The sequence below is a fragment of the uncultured Roseobacter sp. genome (assembly GCF_947495025.1).
Taxonomy (GTDB): Bacteria; Pseudomonadota; Alphaproteobacteria; order Rhodobacterales; family Rhodobacteraceae; genus Roseobacter.
This window is the reverse complement of record NZ_CANLXG010000001.1, coordinates 1,067,298-1,083,555: the sequence shown is the minus strand read 5'-3', so window position 1 is coordinate 1,083,555 and position 16,258 is coordinate 1,067,298. Positions and strand designations below refer to the sequence as shown.

Here is a 16,258-nt window from a genome sequence, read left to right as displayed (position 1 = left end):
ACTGCGCCGGGCATCAGAGGCTGTCGCTCACCATCCGGGCCACGTCGACCAGCCTGTGCGCATAACCATATTCATTGTCGTACCAGACATAGACCTTGAGCTGCGTGCCGTTGACCACCATCGTGGACGGCCCGTCTACAATGCCGGAGCGGGTGTCATTGGTGTAGTCCGCACTGACAAGCGGCCGGTCTTCGTACCCCAGTATGCCTTTCAGCGGACCGTCAGCAGCCGCGCGGAAAAGAGCGTTTACCTCCTCCGCGGTTGTTTCCTGTTCCAGCTCGAAAACGCAGTCTGTCAGCGAGGCATTCAGCAGCGGCACCCGCACCGCATGACCGTTCAGACGACCTGTCAGTTCGGGGTAAATCAGCGTGATCGCCGTGGCGCTGCCCGTTGTGGTGGGGATCAGCGAATTCAGCGCCGACCGCGCGCGCCTGAGGTCCCTGGCGGGACGGTCCACGATCGTCTGTGTGTTCGTCACATCGTGGATGGTGGTGATAGAGCCGTGCCGGATACGCAGGTTCTCGTGCACCACCTTCACCACGGGGGCCAGGCAGTTTGTGGTGCAGCTGGCTGCCGTGACAATCCTGTGTGACGTGGCGTCGTACGCTTCGTTGTTGACGCCATACACAATGTTTGCAGTGGGCCCGTCCTTTACCGGAGCCGAGACCACAACCTTTTTCACACCCGCCTCGAAATAGGGAGCCAGCGCAGCTTCTGTTTTGAAAGCACCGGTGCAGTCGATAATGACATCCACGTTGCTCAGCGGCAGATCCTGCAGCCGTCGCGTGGTGTACACGGGAAGGCGGGTATCGTTGATCGTGATGGCATCTGAGCCGGATCCGAAGGTAGCGGGCCAGCGGCCATGAACGGTATCAAATTCAAGCAGGTGCGCATGCATCGCGGCATCGCCGGTGGCATCATTGATCCAGGCAACATCCAGTCCGGCTTCCAGCATCGGGCGCAGCGCGAGCTTACCGATCCGTCCAAGCCCGTTCAGTGCAAAGGTGGTCATAGTCTCAGGTCTTTCCGGTCTTTTCCGGCAGCGACATGCGCCGGAAGTCGTTCAGATGCAAAAAGCTGCCGCTGGCTCCGGTGCTGCTGCGACGGGTATTCCCTGTCACAGCAGGACAGGCAGCGCACCGAAGGGGTGTACTGCCGGTCGGATCCTTTCCCGAGCCACCGGGCCACTGATCGCCCCGGCTGGTTAGCAGGTTTATATGTGGGAAATGTGACAAAACGCCTGCGGAAATGAAGACGCCGCCGGAAATACCGGCGGCGTCGTAGCGTGCAAGGGCCTGTTTGCAGATCAGGCAGCAGCGGGCTCCGGCTCACGTGCCGCACGGCCACGCTGGAGCATAACAACCAGCAGCAGCAGGATAAGACCCGGGATAAAGACCAGCTCCTTGGGCAGCTGATCTGCCGGTGCCTTGACGGCGGTAATGGTCACGAACTGATCACCGTAGAAATCATATCCCTGGAAAGTATCCGCAAAGGGCGTTCCGAACAGGGGTTCTTCGAGTGTAATCGCGTCACCATCCGGTACGGTCAGGAGACCCAGTGCATCCATACGGCTGCCTTCGGCCTCGTCACCCACGGTAACCAGCAGCGTGGTTTCCAGAGGCTCGCCCGTATCAAAGTCCGGGCCGTTGACCACCACGCGGAACTCTTTGCCGGGTGTTGCAGCCTCGACCGTTTCAGCAAAAGCCGCTGGTGCGATGTCCTCAAACGGAGGCTGCAGGCGGTCCATGAAGAAATCCGGACGGAAGAGCATGAAGGAGATCAGAACCAGAGCAACACTCTCGTAGATGCGGCTCTTTGTCAGGAAGTAGCCCATCGTGCCCGCCGTAAAGACGAGGATCGCGATACTGGAGATCACAAAGACCAGTATCCCCTGTGCCCACCCGACATCGATCAGCAGAAGATCTGTGTTGAAGATGAAAACAAAGGGCAGGGCGATGGTACGCAGGCTGTAGAAGAAGGCCGTGAAGCCTGTCCTGATTGCGTCCCCGCCGGATACGGCCGCTGCGGCAAAACTGGCAAGTCCCACCGGTGGTGTGACATCCGCCATAATCCCGAAATAGAACACAAACAGGTGCACCGCGATCAGCGGTACGATCAGGCCGGATTGCGCTCCCAGTTCCACGACCACACCGGCCATGAGTGACGACACCACGATGTAGTTGGCCGTTGTTGGCAAGCCCATGCCGAGGATCAGGCTCAGCAGGCCGACCATGGCAAGCATCAGGATCAGGTTGCCGCCCGACAGAAACTCGACAAGATCCGCCATGACCTGGCCCACACCCGTCAGGGTCACTGTACCCACGATCACACCGGCGGTCGCTGTTGCAAGGCCAATGCCGATCATGTTGCGCGCGCCGTCGATCAGGCCCTGCAGCAGGTCAACGATACCGTCTTTGAAACGCTCAACCAGCGCGCCGCCTTCACCACGGAAGATGGCCTTCAGTGGTTTCTGCGTCAGCAGGATTACGAAAAGCAGCATCGTTGCCCAGAAGGCCGAAAGGCCCGGCGATTTCTGCTCGATCATCAGGAAGTAGACCAGCACGATGATCGGGAGCAGAAAGTAGAGGCCGGATTTGTAGATTTCGCCGACAACCGGCAGTTCGACCTCTTCGGCATTGGGATCATCAGGTTCCAGGTCCGGAACCGATGCGGCCAGCCACAGCATCAGCGCATAGGTCAGAAAAATCAGAACCGACAGGACCAGCCCCGAGTTCGACGTCGCCGCAACAATCCAGCCTACCGGATACTGGACCCCGTAGCAGAGTGCCGCAAAGCCCACAAAGAACGCAGCCATGCCACCGATGGTCTTGCCCATAGACACCACGCGGTTGCCCAGCGTCGGCATGTTGTTTTTCACCGCTTCAAGGTGCACGATATAGACCAGCGCGATGTATGAAATCGTCGCGGGCAGGAAGGCGTGGGTGATCACCTCGACGTAAGAGATGCCCACATATTCCACCATCAGGAAGGCCGCAGCGCCCATGACCGGCGGCATGATCTGGCCGTTCACCGACGAGGCAACCTCGACCGCACCGGCTTTCTCGGAGGTAAAACCGACCCGTTTCATCAGCGGGATGGTAAAGGTACCGGTTGTCACCACGTTGGCGATGGACGAACCCGAGATCAGACCTGTTGCAGCGGAACCGACAACAGCAGCCTTGGCCGGGCCGCCCTTGAGGTGACCCAGTGCACCAAAGGCCATTTTGATGAAGTAGTTGCCCGCTCCCGCCTTATCGAGCAGGGCGCCGAAAAGCACAAAGAGGAAAACGAATTTGGTTGATACACCAAGCGCGATGCCGAACACACCCTCGGAGGTGATCCACATGTGGCTCATCGCTTTTTGCAGCGAGGCGCCTTTCCAGCGGATCACATCGGGCACCCACGTCGAGGACCCGAAGAAAACATAGGCCAGAAAAATCGTGGCGATAATCGCCATGGCGGGCCCCAGCGCGCGGCGTGCACCCTCAAAAAGGATCAGCAGACCGGCCAGCGCGAACCACTTGTCCACGTCATCGGCAAGCCCGCCTGAATTCACGATTTTGTCGTAGAAAATATAGCCGTACATCGCGATGCCGGCACCTGCGATCGCAAAGCCCCAGTCCTGCAGAGGGATGTAGTGGCGCGGGCTCGATTTGAACATCGGATAGGCCATGAAGGCCAGGAATATGGAAAAGGCGAGGTGGATCTGGCGCGAGTTGTTGATGACAGATCCGGGAAGCAGCTGGTTGGCCAGAGGCGATGCCAGGATAACCTGAAACAGCGACCAGATAATGGCTGTGATTGCGAGGAAAGTGCCCACGGCACCCACGGGGTTGCGCCCGCCGGCGTCTGAGGATGCAACAAGATCTGCCAGTTCTTCGTCGGTAAGCGCGCGTCCGCCGCCGGTCTGATCGGCCATGTCTACTGTCTCCCTGAAATGCCGCTGTTTACGGCTTGTGTTTTATTAAATCAGTCCCGCCCTGCGGCGGGAGAACAGGGGGCGGGCGTACCGCCCCCTGCTTTCAGTAAAGAGCCGGATTATTCGATCCAGCCTTTTTCTTTGTAGTACTTCGCAGCACCGGGGTGCAGCGGAGCGGACAGACCGGCTGTCGCCATTTCCTCGGCTTCGAGGTTGGCGAACGCAGGGTGCAGCTTTTTGAAGTCTTCGAAATTGTCGAAAACAGCCGACACAACCGCGTAGACCGCATCTTCGGACACCGCAGAAGAGGTCACAAATGTCGCGCCCACACCAAAGGTAGAGACGTCATTGTCTGTGCCGCGGTACATGCCACCCGGAATCGTTGCCGAGCGGTAGTAGGAATTGTCGTCAATCAGCGAGGAGATTTCCGCGCCGGATACTTCGACCAGAACGGAGTCGCAGGCTGTTGTTGCTTCCTGAATGGAGCCGGACGGGTGGCCGACGGTGTAGATCATCGCGTCGATCTGGTTGTCGCAGAGCGCCGCAGACTGTTCCGCGGCCTTGAGCTCGGACGCCAGTGCGAGATCGCCTGTGGTCCAGCCCATTTTCTCCATCACGACTTCCATCGTGCCACGCTGGCCGGAACCGGGGTTGCCGATGTTGACACGCTTGCCTTTGAGATCGGCAAACGAGCTGATGCCGGCGTCTGCGCGGGCCACAACCGTAAAGGGCTCAGGGTGCACAGAGAACACAGCACGCAGGTCTTCGAATGCGCCCTGTTCCTCGAACCGGGAGGTGCCGTTATAGGCGTGGTACTGCCAGTCAGACTGGGCAACACCGAACTCCAGCTCGCCCGCGCGGATGGTGTTGATGTTGTAGACCGAACCACCTGTGGATTCGACCGAACAACGGATACCGTGCTCTTTGCGGCCCTTGTTGACCAGACGACAGATCGCGCCACCCGTCGGGTAGTACACGCCTGTGACGCCACCGGTACCGATCGTGATGAACTCCTCGGCCATGGCCGCAGGCGCCATCAGCAATGCAAGGCTGGCGCCCGCCGCTGTCAGTTTCAGTTTGTTAAACATTTATTTCTCCCATTTGTTTTTTGGTCGTCTTTTAGCCGTTGCTTACGCTGAACAAACGGCGGTTATTGCTTTCTGTCTCAGCAATCTGTGCCTGGCACGCTGTGCCGCCAATACCGGCAGGCCTGCCAATCTTCGTATCCGAAAAAACTGCTGCGCATAACAAAAGCAATTCGGTGAGTCGTCCTGAATGATGGCCCGCGCCGGTACAGGTTGCAAGGCGGGGCGCGTATTCACGCTTCTGATTGCATCAGGACGACTGCTTTTGTGGCTTACGGCCTCTCGTGACCTGCCGGACACGCGCTGATCAGTGCCGGAACCGCGTTGTAAGCGCACGATTTTTTGAACCCTTCCGGTATCCGGGACCGCGCCTGATACGGAGATCATCCCGCCACCGGAGCGCAGGTGGCGCATCTTTCAGACCCGGCGCGCTGTGCCGGACGTGGCAGGCATGTGTGCCCACGACCCTCATATTCGCGCAGTTTAAAGTTGCGCGCCGTGTCCGTGGCAAAAGCAAGCCTGGCCATGTCCCCCCATCCCTTTGCAGCATCTCCGAAGGTGGTCAGTTGTGTGCAGTGCATTGTCAGCGAAGGCTGCATGTGCTTCACACAATCAGAGCAACAGGGGAGAATTCGAATGTCACATGTGTTTGGCCGGCACTCTATGACCAGTCCTCGACGTGCGTCTATAGGCAAAGGTGCCTACATCTATGATGCTGAAGGTAAACAATATTTTGACGGTTCTGGTGGTGCTGCTGTCTCTTGTCTCGGGCACAGCGATCAGGATGTAATCGCTGCAATCCAGAAACAGGCAGCACAGCTTGCCTATGCACATACCAGCTTTTTTACATCCGACCCGGCAGAAGAACTCGCAGACCGCCTTGTCGCGGTGGCACCGGGTGATCTGGAAAAGGTCTATTTTGTATCAGGTGGATCCGAGGCGGTCGAAGCCGCACTGAAGCTGGCCCGGCAGTACTTCGTCGAGATCGGCCAGCCGGAACGGCACAGGTTCATTGCCCGGCGGCAGAGTTATCACGGCAACACGCTTGGTGCGCTGGCCACAGGTGGGAATGAATGGCGCAAACAGGCCTTTGCCCCGATCATGGTGGATACGTCCCTGATCTCGCCGTGCTATGCGTATCGCGGTCAGCAGGAGGGGGAGACGCTGTTCGACTATGGTCAGCGCGTCGCCAATGAGCTTGAGACTGAACTGCAGCGACTGGGGCCGGAGACGGTAATCGCCTTTGTGGCCGAACCGGTCGTCGGTGCAACGCTGGGTGCCGTTGCACCTGTCGAAGGCTATTTCAGACGTATCCGGGAAATCTGTGATCAGTACGGTATCCTTCTGATCCTTGATGAGGTGATGTGCGGTATGGGCCGGACCGGCAGCCTTTTTGCGCATGAACAGGAAGGCATCACAGCGGATATCGTCACGATCGCCAAGGGGCTTGGCGCCGGGTACCAGCCGATCGGCGCAATGATGTGCACCTCTGCTATCCATGACGCCATCGCAAACGGCACAGGCTTCTTCCAGCACGGTCACACCTATATCGGGCATCCGACGGCCTGTGCGGCGGGCAACGCGGTCGTGTCGAAGCTCACAGGTGGGCTCGTTGCGCAGTGTGCCGCGATGGGAGAGAAACTGCAGAACGCGCTGCACACTGCCTTTGGCCAGCACCCGCATATCGGTGACATAAGGGGACGCGGCCTGTTCATCGGCCTCGAAGTGGTAGAGGACCGGGCAGATAAAAGACCGTTTGATCCGTCAGCGGCGACGCACAAAAAACTGAAACAGCATGCTTTCGACAACGGCTTGCTGTGCTACCCGATGGGCGGCACAATTGATGGCCGCACTGGTGACCACATCCTGCTGGCACCTCCCTTTATTATCGAGGATGCACAGATTGACGAGATCGTCACGAAGCTGGAAAAAACTTTTTCTGCAGTGCTTTAGATTGCGTTCCTAATCTGTCCGGAAGCCGATTCTGCGAATGAAGGCCCCAAAGTCGCTGCGCTGCGCACGGGCGTACATTCTGGCTTTGGCAAGCGACCAGAGTGGCGCGTCTGTGCCAGCTTTGCGCCGTTCGTCATATTCGTTAATGTCGGCGCGGGTTGTTGCGCGGAACCGGTCGGTATGCACGGTCGCATCCAGAGACAGACGCGCGCTGACCGCAGGCTCCGTTGCGGGGTATCCAACGGCCAGGGCCGCCACCGCAAACACCTGATCCGGCAGATCAAAAAGATCCCGTACATCGTTCATATGATTGCGGATTGTGCTGATCGGACAGCATCCCAGACCGGCAGCATTCGCCGCGGTTATGAAGGCATGCAGGGCGATCCCGGCATCCAGAGAGGCGTTGAAGAATGCGTCCAGATGGTCATTCGGAAAGGGTTCGCTATGCCAGTCCTGAATCTGGCGTTGCCGCCGGTTATCGGCCAGAAAAACCACGAAGGCGGGTGCTGCGGCAATCCATTCCTGTGCGGCAAGCAGGGTGCGCATCTTTTCGGTTTTTCCGGGGTCTTTGACAATCAGAATGTTGCGCTGTTGCAGATCGCTCTTTGATGGCGCGGCCAGAGCCACAGCGGCGATGGTGTGCAGGAGGTGGTCTGCGGGCGGCTCTGCCCCGAACGACCGGCAGGATCCGCGGGCGGCAAACGCTGTGAGAAAGGCGTTGTCCTGCAGTTCTGCGGGAACATCGGGTGACTGACCAAACCGCTGGATCAGCAGGTCCTGAAGGCGTATGTCGCTCATCGGCTCAGTCGTCCAGTTGTGTAAGTGCAGCTTACGAAAACCATTAGAACATATTCCTTCTCGTTAGCTTTACTCGAAGTTATATCTTGCGAAATCTGTTTTCCACAAGCCGGGAGTCCCGTGTGCCGGAAGAGGCCGAAAAACTCGAGGTGTCTGTCTGGCGCGGCGGTGCTGATGGCGCATACGAGACATTTCAGGTGCCGGCTTACGAAAACCAGACCATTCTGGACGTGGTGTCCTGGATTCAGCAATACGCAGACCCGACACTGACATACCGGTTTGCCTGCCGCGTTGGCATGTGTGGTTCCTGCGCAATGATGGTAAACGGCCGGCCACGCTGGACATGCAGAACGCACATCCGAACTGTGGTACAGGACGGCGCCGTACAGGTGGGGCCGTTGCGTAATCTGCCTGTGATCAAAGACCTCGCGGCGGATATGGACCCGTTTTTCGACAAGTGGGTCGCGGCTGGCGGCGTGCATAGCCCCAGTGCCACGCGACATGACCCGATGGAGGCGATTGACCCGCAGGAAACCGACAGGGCAGAGGCGAGCGCGGGTATCGAGTGCATTAACTGTTCGGTATGTTATGCGGCCTGCGATACGGTGGCGGGCAACCCTGACTACCTGGGCCCGGCGGCACTGCAGCGCGCGTGGACGCTTTATAACGACGCCAAACACGATGATCGTGTGAATATTCTGGATGCGGTGTCGGGAAACGGCGGCTGCCACAACTGTCATTCGATGGGCAGTTGCACCGTCTACTGCCCCAACGAACTTGACCCGATGTCGGCTATTGCCGGGCTGAAACGGGAAACCACCAGGAACTTTTTCAGGAAACGGCGCTGATCTCATGATGAACCTGCATCTCTATATGGCGCAACGCATCTCCGCTCTGGTCATGGCGCCTCTGACACTGGGCCATATCGCTGTCATGATCTACGCGGTGCAGGGCGGGCTCTCTGCCGAAGAAATCCTCGGACGAACCCAGGGGTCTGTCTTCTGGTTTCTGTTTTACGGCAGCTTTGTTGTCGCGGTGTCGGTTCATGCGGCAATCGGGCTGCGCGTCATCGTGCATGAACACACAGGTCTCCGCGGCGCCGGGCTGGCGGCCTTTACATGGGGCACCGGTGGCCTGCTGCTCCTGATGGGTGCCCGGGCGGTTCATGCGGTCACAGCAGGGGGTGCGTCATGAGGTATGCACGCACACATCCGTTGTGGCTGGCCTATGTGCTGCACCGGGTTTCCGGTGTGGCGCTGGCCCTTTTTCTGCCGGTGCATTTCTGGGTTTTGTCCTATGCCCTGACGCAGCCGGAAAAGCTGAACCAGTTTCTGAGCTTTGCTGACCAGCCTGTTGTTAAGGTTGCCGAATTCGGGCTCGTATTTCTGCTTGCGGTACACATGGCCGGTGGTCTGCGCCTGATGGCCATGGAATGGCTGCCCTGGTCTGCACCGCAAAAGACGCTGGCCGCCGGTGCTGTGGGTTTTGCGTTTCTGCTGTCCGGCTCGTTTTTTCTGCAGGTGATCTCCATATGAAACCCGTTATTGAAAGACACGACACGGATGTCCTGATCCTCGGAACCGGCGGCGCGGGCCTCTTTGCGGCTTTACACGCCCAGCAGTCAGCGCCTGCCGGGACAAAGATCACAATTGCGGTCAAAGGGCTGATCGGCAAATGCGGGTGCACCCGTATGGTGCAGGGCGGCTACAACGTCGCACTGGGTGGCGGCGATACTGTCGAGCGTCATTTCATGGATACCATTCAGGGCGGCAAATGGCTGCCGGACCAGGACATGGCCTGGCGTCTGTGTGAACAGGCCGTTGTGCGCATCACCGAGCTTGAAAACGAGATCGGGTGTTTCTTTGACCGGAATGCTGACGGAACGCTGCATCAGAAAGCGTTTGCCGGTCAGACGGCGGACCGCACGGTGCACAAGGGCGATCTGACCGGCATCGAGATCATCAACCGCCTGATGGAGCAGGTGCTGGCGCGCCCGGTTGAGAAGCTGCAGGAGCACCGGGCCATCGGGTTGATCCCGACGCGTGACGGCACGGCATTGGCCGGTGTGCTGATGATTGACATGCGCACGGGTGGTTTCAGGTTTGTCCGTGCAAAGACAGTGCTGATGGCGACCGGCGGCGGGCCGACGATGTATCGCTATCACACCCCCAGCGGCGACAAGACCATGGACGGTCTGGCTATGGCGCTGCGTGCGGGCCTGCCCCTGCGAGACATGGAGATGGTGCAGTTTCATCCCACAGGGCTGCTGGCCGGCAGCCACAGCCGCATGACCGGTACTGTTCTGGAGGAGGGTCTGCGCGGTGCCGGCGGGCAGCTGCTGAATGCGGCGGGCCACCGGTTCATGTATGACTATGACAGGCTGGGCGAGCGGGCGACACGCGATGTCGTCAGCCGCGGAATCTACGCCGAAATGCGCAAAAACAACGACCCTGAACAGGAGGGCATGTTTATCTCGATGGCGCATCTGGGCCCGGAAAACGTGCGCCGAAAATTCAAGGGCATGGTGAAACGGTGCGCTGACAGCGGCTTTGACCTGGCGGGCGGACTCGTCGAGGTCGTGCCAACAGCGCATTACTTTATGGGCGGCGTGGTCGTTGACGTGGACACGCGGACGGCGCTGGAAGGTCTCTATGTCGCGGGTGAAGACGCGGGCGGCGCCCACGGCTCCAACCGCCTTGGGGGAAATGGTGTTGCCAATTCCACTGTATACGGCGGTATCGCAGGCGATGTTATGGGGCAGGATCTGCGTCGCATGCCGACGTTGCGTGACCCTGACGAGAACGTACTGCAGGCAGAAGTCGCGCGGGCGGTGCGGCCGCTGCAGCTGAAACCAGCCCTGGTGCAACCGCTGCGCAATCAGCTGCAGGAGGCGATGTGGGACGACGTGGGCGTGATGCGCACCGCCGATGGTCTGACGCGGGGGCTGGGCAGGATCCGTGAGGTCAGCGCAGAGCTGCTGGAGACCGGGGTGTCGGCGGAGAACCTCGCCTTTAACCTCACCTGGCACGACTGGCTGAACCTCGCCAGCCTGTGTGAGATTTCAGAAGTGATTACAAAGGCAGCTCTGGCGCGCGAGAATTCCCGCGGGGCGCATTACCGTGAAGACTTCCCGGAGGAAGGCGCCATGGTCGACAGCTATTTTACCGTCGCGCGCAGAGAGGGCGAACAGGTCAGCGTCACGCGTGAGGACGTTCAGTTCACGGTTGTGCGGCCCGGCGAGACCATCCTGCCGGACGGAGAACCGGAAACGCTCGTGGCCGCGCAATGAACTGCGGGGCGACACCGAGCACAGCAGGGCCGGCGACGACCGGCAGGGAGGATTTGGTATGATCCCGGTCAGTCTGATCGAAAGCACAGCAGAGACGCTGATGGACAAGGCCGCCATCGAGATCCCACAGGACTATCTCGATGGTCTGAAGGCAGCATCAAAAACCGAGGATGGCGATCTTTCCTCGTTTGTTCTCAAGGCAATGCTGGATAACTACGCGGCTGCGAAAGAGGATCGCCGCGCAATGTGCGGTGATACCGGCGTGCCGCGCTGGTTTGTCAAAATGGGCAATGAGGCCCGTATTGAAGGGGGGCCGGTTGCACTTGAGGCAGCACTCCGTCGCGCCACTGCCAATGCCACCACGGGCATTCCCCTGCGCCCCAACCGCGTGCATCCTCTGTGGCGGACCGATCATAACAACAATGTTGGCATCGGTGCGCCCGAGATCGAATATGGCTTTGAACCCGAAGGCGACTGGATTGACCTGATCACTGTGCACAAAGGCGGACTTTTCGGAACAGATTACCGGATGCTCTTTCCGTCGGACGGCATTCAGGGGATCAGACGTTTTTACCTCGACAGCCTCATGGCTTTTGGCAAGAGGGGGCTGGCCTGCCAGCCTGCCATCATCGGGATCGGTCTTGGCGGATCAAAAGACACCTGCATGGTTCTGGGCAAACGTGCCGCGACGCTGCGCACTGTGGGCAGCCGCAACTCTGATCCGCGCATTGCCGAGATGGAGGACGAATTCCGTGAGCTGGGGAACTCCATCGGTATGGGAGCGATGGGATTTGTTGGCAAAAACATGGTGATAGACTGCAATATTGAAGTGGGTTACTGCCATACCGGGGGTATGCAGATGTCGGTACATGCCTTTTGCCTTTCATCCCGCCGGGCCGTGGCCCGCATCTGGCCGGACGGACGCGTCGAGCACCGTACCGACCCGGACTGGTTCACGGATTATCAGCGGCGCGAAGGTGTCGAATGGGAACCCGCACTGGAGGCCGCGGAATGAGCCTGCGCGAAGTTGTCCTGAGCACCACACCCACTGCCGAAGCCATCGCCGATCTGCGGCTGGGCGATATCGTCTATCTGGACGGTCTGATCTACACCGCGCGCGAGGGCGTTTATATGCGCGCGCTGGAGGAAAACGCCAACATCCCGATGGAACTGCCAGCCGAAAGTTCAGCTAATTTTCACTGCTCCCCGGCGGCTGTGATCCGCGAGGACGGATCCTTTGATCTGGGCGCTGTCACGGCGACGGCCAGTTTCCGGTTCGCCAAGTGGCTGCCCGAGTGGATGGCCCGCACGGGTGCCCGGCTGATCATCGGAAAAGGTGGCATGTCTTCAAAGGATTACAGGGAATACTTCGTCCCGAACGGCGCGGTCTATCTGTCCACGGTAGGTTATGGCACCGGCGCGCTGCTGGGGCGCGGCGTCGAAACAGTCGAAGCGGTACACTGGCACGAAGAGCTTGGGATTGCCCAGGCGATGTGGGTGATCCGGGCGCGTCGTATGGGCCCGTTCATTGTCGCATCTGACCTCACCGGTGCCTGCCTGTTCGAGCGTGAGAACGCGCTGATCGAGCAGAATATCGAACGCGTCTACGAAGGGACACGTCCGGCTGTCATGCGCCGGTACGGCGAAACCGACGACCGTTCCGATGAAATTATCGGCTAGAGCCCGTGTTGCGCCAGCGCTGCCTGTGTCGCGGGGCGCGCGCGCATGGCATCGACATGGGCTGCTATCCGGGGGAAGGCATCCGTGCTGATGTCGTTTGCCGCCATCCAACGGTGTACCAGAAAGAAATATGGGTCACACATGGAGTAGGTCGCGCCCAGTACCCATGGCCCCTGCAGCAGGTGATCCTCGATCAGCCGGGCGCATTCGAGGATGTTTGCGGGCACTTTTTCTTTCATCGAAGCGATTGCGGCAGGATCGTCTGCAAAACGGGCACCTCGCAGTTTGTGCGCGAAGGCCGGGTGCATCGTTGACGCCAGATAGAGGTTCGCCGATTGCGCAGTGGCAAAGGCGAAAGGGTCCCGTGGTGCGAGATTCTGCTCCGGATGAGCCTGCGCAAGATAGGCGAGGATGGCGGGGTTTTCCGTAATGACGCCCTGAGGTGTGTCCAGGGCGGGCACCCGGCCGCGGGGATTAACGGCGAGATAATCCGGGGCCTGATGGTCACCGCCCGGGACGGACAATATCCGTGTCTGATATTCCGCGCCGATTTCCTCCAGCAGGATGTGCGCCGCCAGGGCTGATGTGCCCTTTGCCATATAGAGTGTGTACATGTGATCCTCCGCCCCTGTTCTGCGCAAGGGTGATGCCGTTTCAGGAAAGTTCAAGCGCAAGCGTCTCAAACGGCAGAAGTGCCTGTGGCAGATCGGATATGCCGAGGCCCGGTTCTGTATTCAGTTGCCAGCGCCCGTTCTGCACCGGGTCGTGATCGAAAAATGCATCCCGCAGCGGGTTTGGATTGGCATCGAGTTCCAGCACACCGGGGCCGCCCGCCGCGGCCAGAAGATGCGCGGACGCAATCAGCCCGATACCGCCACCAAGATAATGCGGACAGTAAGTGACGCTGGCCCTGAGCGCCTCCTGAGCGACCTGCCAGCAGCCCGACACACCACCCCATTTAGCCACATCCGGTTGCAGAAAGGACAGATGCCCGGCCGCCAGTGCCGCGCTGAAATCTGCGCTGCCGGCAATGTTTTCGCCAGCGGCCAGCGGGATGGCCCCGACATTGGCAAGGGCTGCCCATTCCGTTGCGGGCCTGTCAGCCGGCAGAGGCTCCTCCAGCCATGTCAGGCCAAGTCCCGCGCCGGCAGACAGAAATGTCAGCGCCTGCATGATGCTCCAGGCCTGGTTTGCATCCGCACACAGACTTTCATGCGGCTCAAAATCTGCGACCAGCGCAGCAAGCCGCGCCAGATCCTGCTCCATGTCAAAACCGACTTTGACTTTGAAGCGGCTGATGCCGCGACGGCGCGCAGCGGAGATCAGCGGATCTGCGCGGTCTATGGCAATGCCGCTGGCGTAAACCGGGACCTCTGCAAGAGCCTCAGGGTTGAGGGCGCGCGCCAGTGGCATATCCAGATGCCTCGCGCAGATATCATGCGCGGCGGTATCAAGTCCCGCCAGAACCTGCGCAAACGGGCCGGGCTCGCCACACTGCAGCGCCCGGATATGCGTTGCATCCGAAAGCCACGTCCAGAGATCCCATGGGCTGTCAAAGGCGCGCCCGAGAAACATCGGCCCGATATCGCGGATCAGGAGATGCGCCCGGTGTTCGGCCCCCGCAGCAGGCCAGTTGGCAAAAATCTCGCCCCAGCCCTGTACGCCCTGATCATCGGTCAGGCGGACAAAAACAGCCGGTCTGTCCCGCATGACCCCGAACGACGTTGCCACAGGTGCAGGCGTCGGAGCGCGAAACACAAAAACTTCGATACGCTCAATTCTCACAGCGCCTCCCGGATCAGCATGCCCGTTCCCGAAACAAGGCAGAGCCCGATCAGCAGCCTTGTGAAAACCACGTCCGGCAGGCGCCGGAACACCATCAGCCCAAGCCTGGCAAACACCAGTGCCACGGGCAATGCCAGCGCCAGGAAAACAAGTGTCTGCCGTGTGAAGGCACCACTGGCAACCAGCAGGGCCATGGTTGCAGACAGGATAATGACATTGAAGGGCTGCAGCACTGCGCGCAGCTCGTTCTTGGGCCAGCCGCGCAAAGAACACCACATTGTGGGCAGAGCGCCGGACAGGGCCGCAGCCCCGCCCATCACGCCGCCCGCACACCCGACAAGGGCATCCGGTACGCCGGAGCGGGGGGCCAGGGCCGGCAGCTGACGGCGCAGCGTAAAATACCCGCCATACAGGATCAGAAACACAGCAATCGTCAGCTTCAGGACGCCTGCATCCAGTATCTGCAACAACGAGACACCCAGCGGAACACCCAGAAGGCCCGGAACTACGAAACGGGCAAGGCGGGCGGGCGCGTCCATGATTTCGCGCCGCACTTCCCACGCCCCCTGCAGTCCGTTGACGGCTGCCAGAACGACGCTCATTGCAACCGCCTGCACAGGTGGCATGACCGTGAGAAAAAAGCCCATCGCAAACAGCGCGGTCCCAAAGGCCGCAAGACCGTTGACGAAACCCGCAGCGGCAGCGCCAAGGAGGATAAACAGAGCCTCAGTGCCGGTCATGTATCACCGGGCGCGCCTGCGTTTTCCCGGATGGCCCTCAGGCACAGATCATGCAGTTCCGCCACAATGCGAGTACGCGGATTATCCCGCCGGTGGGCAAGCCCCAGAAGGCGAACCGGTGCATCCGGACCAAGTGACAGCCGTTTCAGAGGCAGCGGCTCGCGCATCTGAACGCAGCGCCGGGGCACAATGGCGACGCCCAGATTCGCGTGGACCATGCTGGAAATTGCCTCAAGATCCTCAAGCTCCATGGTCTCATTGACCCGCAGGCCTTTTTTCTGAAGCCATGCTTCGATCATGTGGCCCACGACAGCGTCGCGGTTGAACCGGATAAAGGGCATTTCAGCCAGCAGCTCAAACGGATCATCACTGGCCGTATCCAGCGAAGCCAGAAGCTGCACCGGCTCTTCGGCGATGTCGTGAAAGGCAAGGCCGGGCGGCAGAGTGCCGGGCCGTGTGATCAGCGCCGCATCCAGTGCACCGCGTTCAAGCTGCGAGACCATGGAGGTCGTCAGCCCGGGAAAGAGGCGTACGTGCACATCGGGGTGACGGCCCACCAGCATTGAGATGACCGACGGGACCAGCGTTGTCAGGGTGGTCGGCAGAGCCCCCAGTGCAATTTCACCGCTGACACCTGTTTCACCCAGCACAGACGGCAGGATCTGGTCATAGGCCCGTACCACCTCGCGCGCACGGGCAACCAGCGCGCGTCCAAGTGGTGTCAGCTCGGGTGTCCGGCGGCTGCGGTCAAAGAGCTGCACTCCCCAGTTTTCTTCCAGTGCACGCATCTGCTGACTGACCGCAGCGTGGGTCACAAAGACAGCATCAGCCGCGGCGCTGAAGGTCTTGTTGTCATCTATGGCGATCAGCGTCCGCAGGGTTCGGATGGACATGAGTGACAGCCTTTTGTGTTAGCGTGGCTAACGATCTGTGTAATTTTATATTGCTTCTTCAAAGCATGTCTTAACGATACCAATTGTCAAGGGCGCTGAGGACGCTTGATCCATCA

Annotated in this window: 15 protein-coding genes; 7 read left to right on the top strand and 8 right to left on the bottom strand. The window is 59.8% G+C overall.

The genetic code is table 11. From position 1 onward, the window contains the following. Positions 1–13: 13 nt before the first annotated feature. From Q0792_RS05200 to Q0792_RS05190, 3 genes are all read right to left on the bottom strand, one after another. The gene (locus tag Q0792_RS05200) at positions 14–1,012 is read right to left on the bottom strand and encodes an ArsJ-associated glyceraldehyde-3-phosphate dehydrogenase (protein WP_298837125.1); all 999 of its coding nucleotides are present in this window, start codon (positions 1,010–1,012) and stop codon (positions 14–16) included. Between the two features lie 294 nt (positions 1,013–1,306). Continuing rightward, positions 1,307–3,919 carry a TRAP transporter permease gene (locus Q0792_RS05195; RefSeq protein ID WP_298837122.1) on the bottom strand — a complete coding sequence of 871 codons (2,613 nt, stop codon included), beginning with the start codon at positions 3,917–3,919 and terminating at the stop codon, positions 1,307–1,309. A gap of 119 nt (positions 3,920–4,038) precedes the next feature. Continuing rightward, positions 4,039–5,007 (bottom strand): TAXI family TRAP transporter solute-binding subunit, encoded by a 969-nt coding sequence (locus Q0792_RS05190; RefSeq protein WP_298837120.1) that lies wholly within the window; start codon positions 5,005–5,007, stop codon positions 4,039–4,041. Positions 5,008–5,640: 633 nt separating this feature from the next. On the opposite strand from Q0792_RS05190, the gene Q0792_RS05185 reads away from it, so the two are divergent. Then, positions 5,641–6,957 carry an aspartate aminotransferase family protein gene (locus Q0792_RS05185; protein ID WP_298837118.1) on the top strand — a complete coding sequence of 439 codons (1,317 nt, stop codon included), beginning with the start codon at positions 5,641–5,643 and terminating at the stop codon, positions 6,955–6,957. A 9-nt stretch (positions 6,958–6,966) separates the two neighbouring features. Here Q0792_RS05185 and Q0792_RS05180 read toward each other — a convergent pair whose 3' ends face one another. Further along, positions 6,967–7,755: a nitroreductase family protein gene (locus Q0792_RS05180; protein WP_298837115.1), complete on the bottom strand. Its 789-nt coding sequence runs from the start codon at positions 7,753–7,755 to the stop codon at positions 6,967–6,969. A gap of 122 nt (positions 7,756–7,877) precedes the next feature. Here Q0792_RS05180 and Q0792_RS05175 point away from each other — a divergent pair, with 122 nt between their 5' ends. The 6 genes from Q0792_RS05175 to Q0792_RS05150 are packed head-to-tail and all read left to right on the top strand — an operon-like array spanning position 7,878 to position 12,724. Further along, complete coding sequence (locus Q0792_RS05175; RefSeq protein WP_298837114.1) at positions 7,878–8,603, top strand: 2Fe-2S iron-sulfur cluster-binding protein; 726 nt, start codon at positions 7,878–7,880, stop codon at positions 8,601–8,603. A gap of 4 nt (positions 8,604–8,607) precedes the next feature. Further along, positions 8,608–8,949, top strand: coding sequence for a succinate dehydrogenase (locus Q0792_RS05170; protein WP_298837111.1), 342 nt, complete (start codon positions 8,608–8,610; stop codon positions 8,947–8,949). After that, entirely contained in the window at positions 8,946–9,290 is a 345-nt protein-coding gene (sdhC, locus tag Q0792_RS05165) for a succinate dehydrogenase, cytochrome b556 subunit (protein ID WP_298837108.1), read from the top strand. The genes Q0792_RS05170 and sdhC overlap by 4 nt, the downstream gene beginning before the upstream one ends. Further along, a complete protein-coding gene (locus tag Q0792_RS05160) occupies positions 9,287–11,044 on the top strand; it encodes an FAD-binding protein (RefSeq protein WP_298837106.1) in 1,758 nt (585 codons plus the stop codon). Before sdhC ends, Q0792_RS05160 begins: the two co-directional genes overlap by 4 nt. 58 nt (positions 11,045–11,102) lie before the next feature. Next, entirely contained in the window at positions 11,103–12,059 is a 957-nt protein-coding gene (locus Q0792_RS05155) for a fumarate hydratase (RefSeq protein ID WP_298837104.1), read from the top strand. Next, entirely contained in the window at positions 12,056–12,724 is a 669-nt protein-coding gene (locus Q0792_RS05150; RefSeq protein ID WP_298837101.1) for a fumarate hydratase C-terminal domain-containing protein, read from the top strand. The genes Q0792_RS05155 and Q0792_RS05150 overlap by 4 nt, the downstream gene beginning before the upstream one ends. Here the strand turns inward: Q0792_RS05150 and Q0792_RS05145 are convergent. From Q0792_RS05145 to Q0792_RS05130, 4 genes are read right to left on the bottom strand one after another with little or no spacing between them, the layout of a single operon-like run. Next, a complete protein-coding gene (locus tag Q0792_RS05145; protein WP_298837098.1) occupies positions 12,721–13,338 on the bottom strand; it encodes a glutathione S-transferase family protein in 618 nt (205 codons plus the stop codon). The genes Q0792_RS05150 and Q0792_RS05145 overlap by 4 nt on opposite strands. A 40-nt stretch (positions 13,339–13,378) precedes the next feature. Next, the gene (locus Q0792_RS05140; protein WP_298837096.1) at positions 13,379–14,509 is read right to left on the bottom strand and encodes a mandelate racemase/muconate lactonizing enzyme family protein; all 1,131 of its coding nucleotides are present in this window, start codon (positions 14,507–14,509) and stop codon (positions 13,379–13,381) included. Further along, positions 14,506–15,249: a sulfite exporter TauE/SafE family protein gene (locus Q0792_RS05135; RefSeq protein ID WP_298837093.1), complete on the bottom strand. Its 744-nt coding sequence runs from the start codon at positions 15,247–15,249 to the stop codon at positions 14,506–14,508. The genes Q0792_RS05140 and Q0792_RS05135 overlap by 4 nt, the downstream gene beginning before the upstream one ends. Further along, positions 15,246–16,142 (bottom strand): LysR family transcriptional regulator, encoded by an 897-nt coding sequence (locus Q0792_RS05130; protein ID WP_298837091.1) that lies wholly within the window; start codon positions 16,140–16,142, stop codon positions 15,246–15,248. The genes Q0792_RS05135 and Q0792_RS05130 overlap by 4 nt, the downstream gene beginning before the upstream one ends. Between the last annotated feature and the right edge of the window lie 116 nt (positions 16,143–16,258).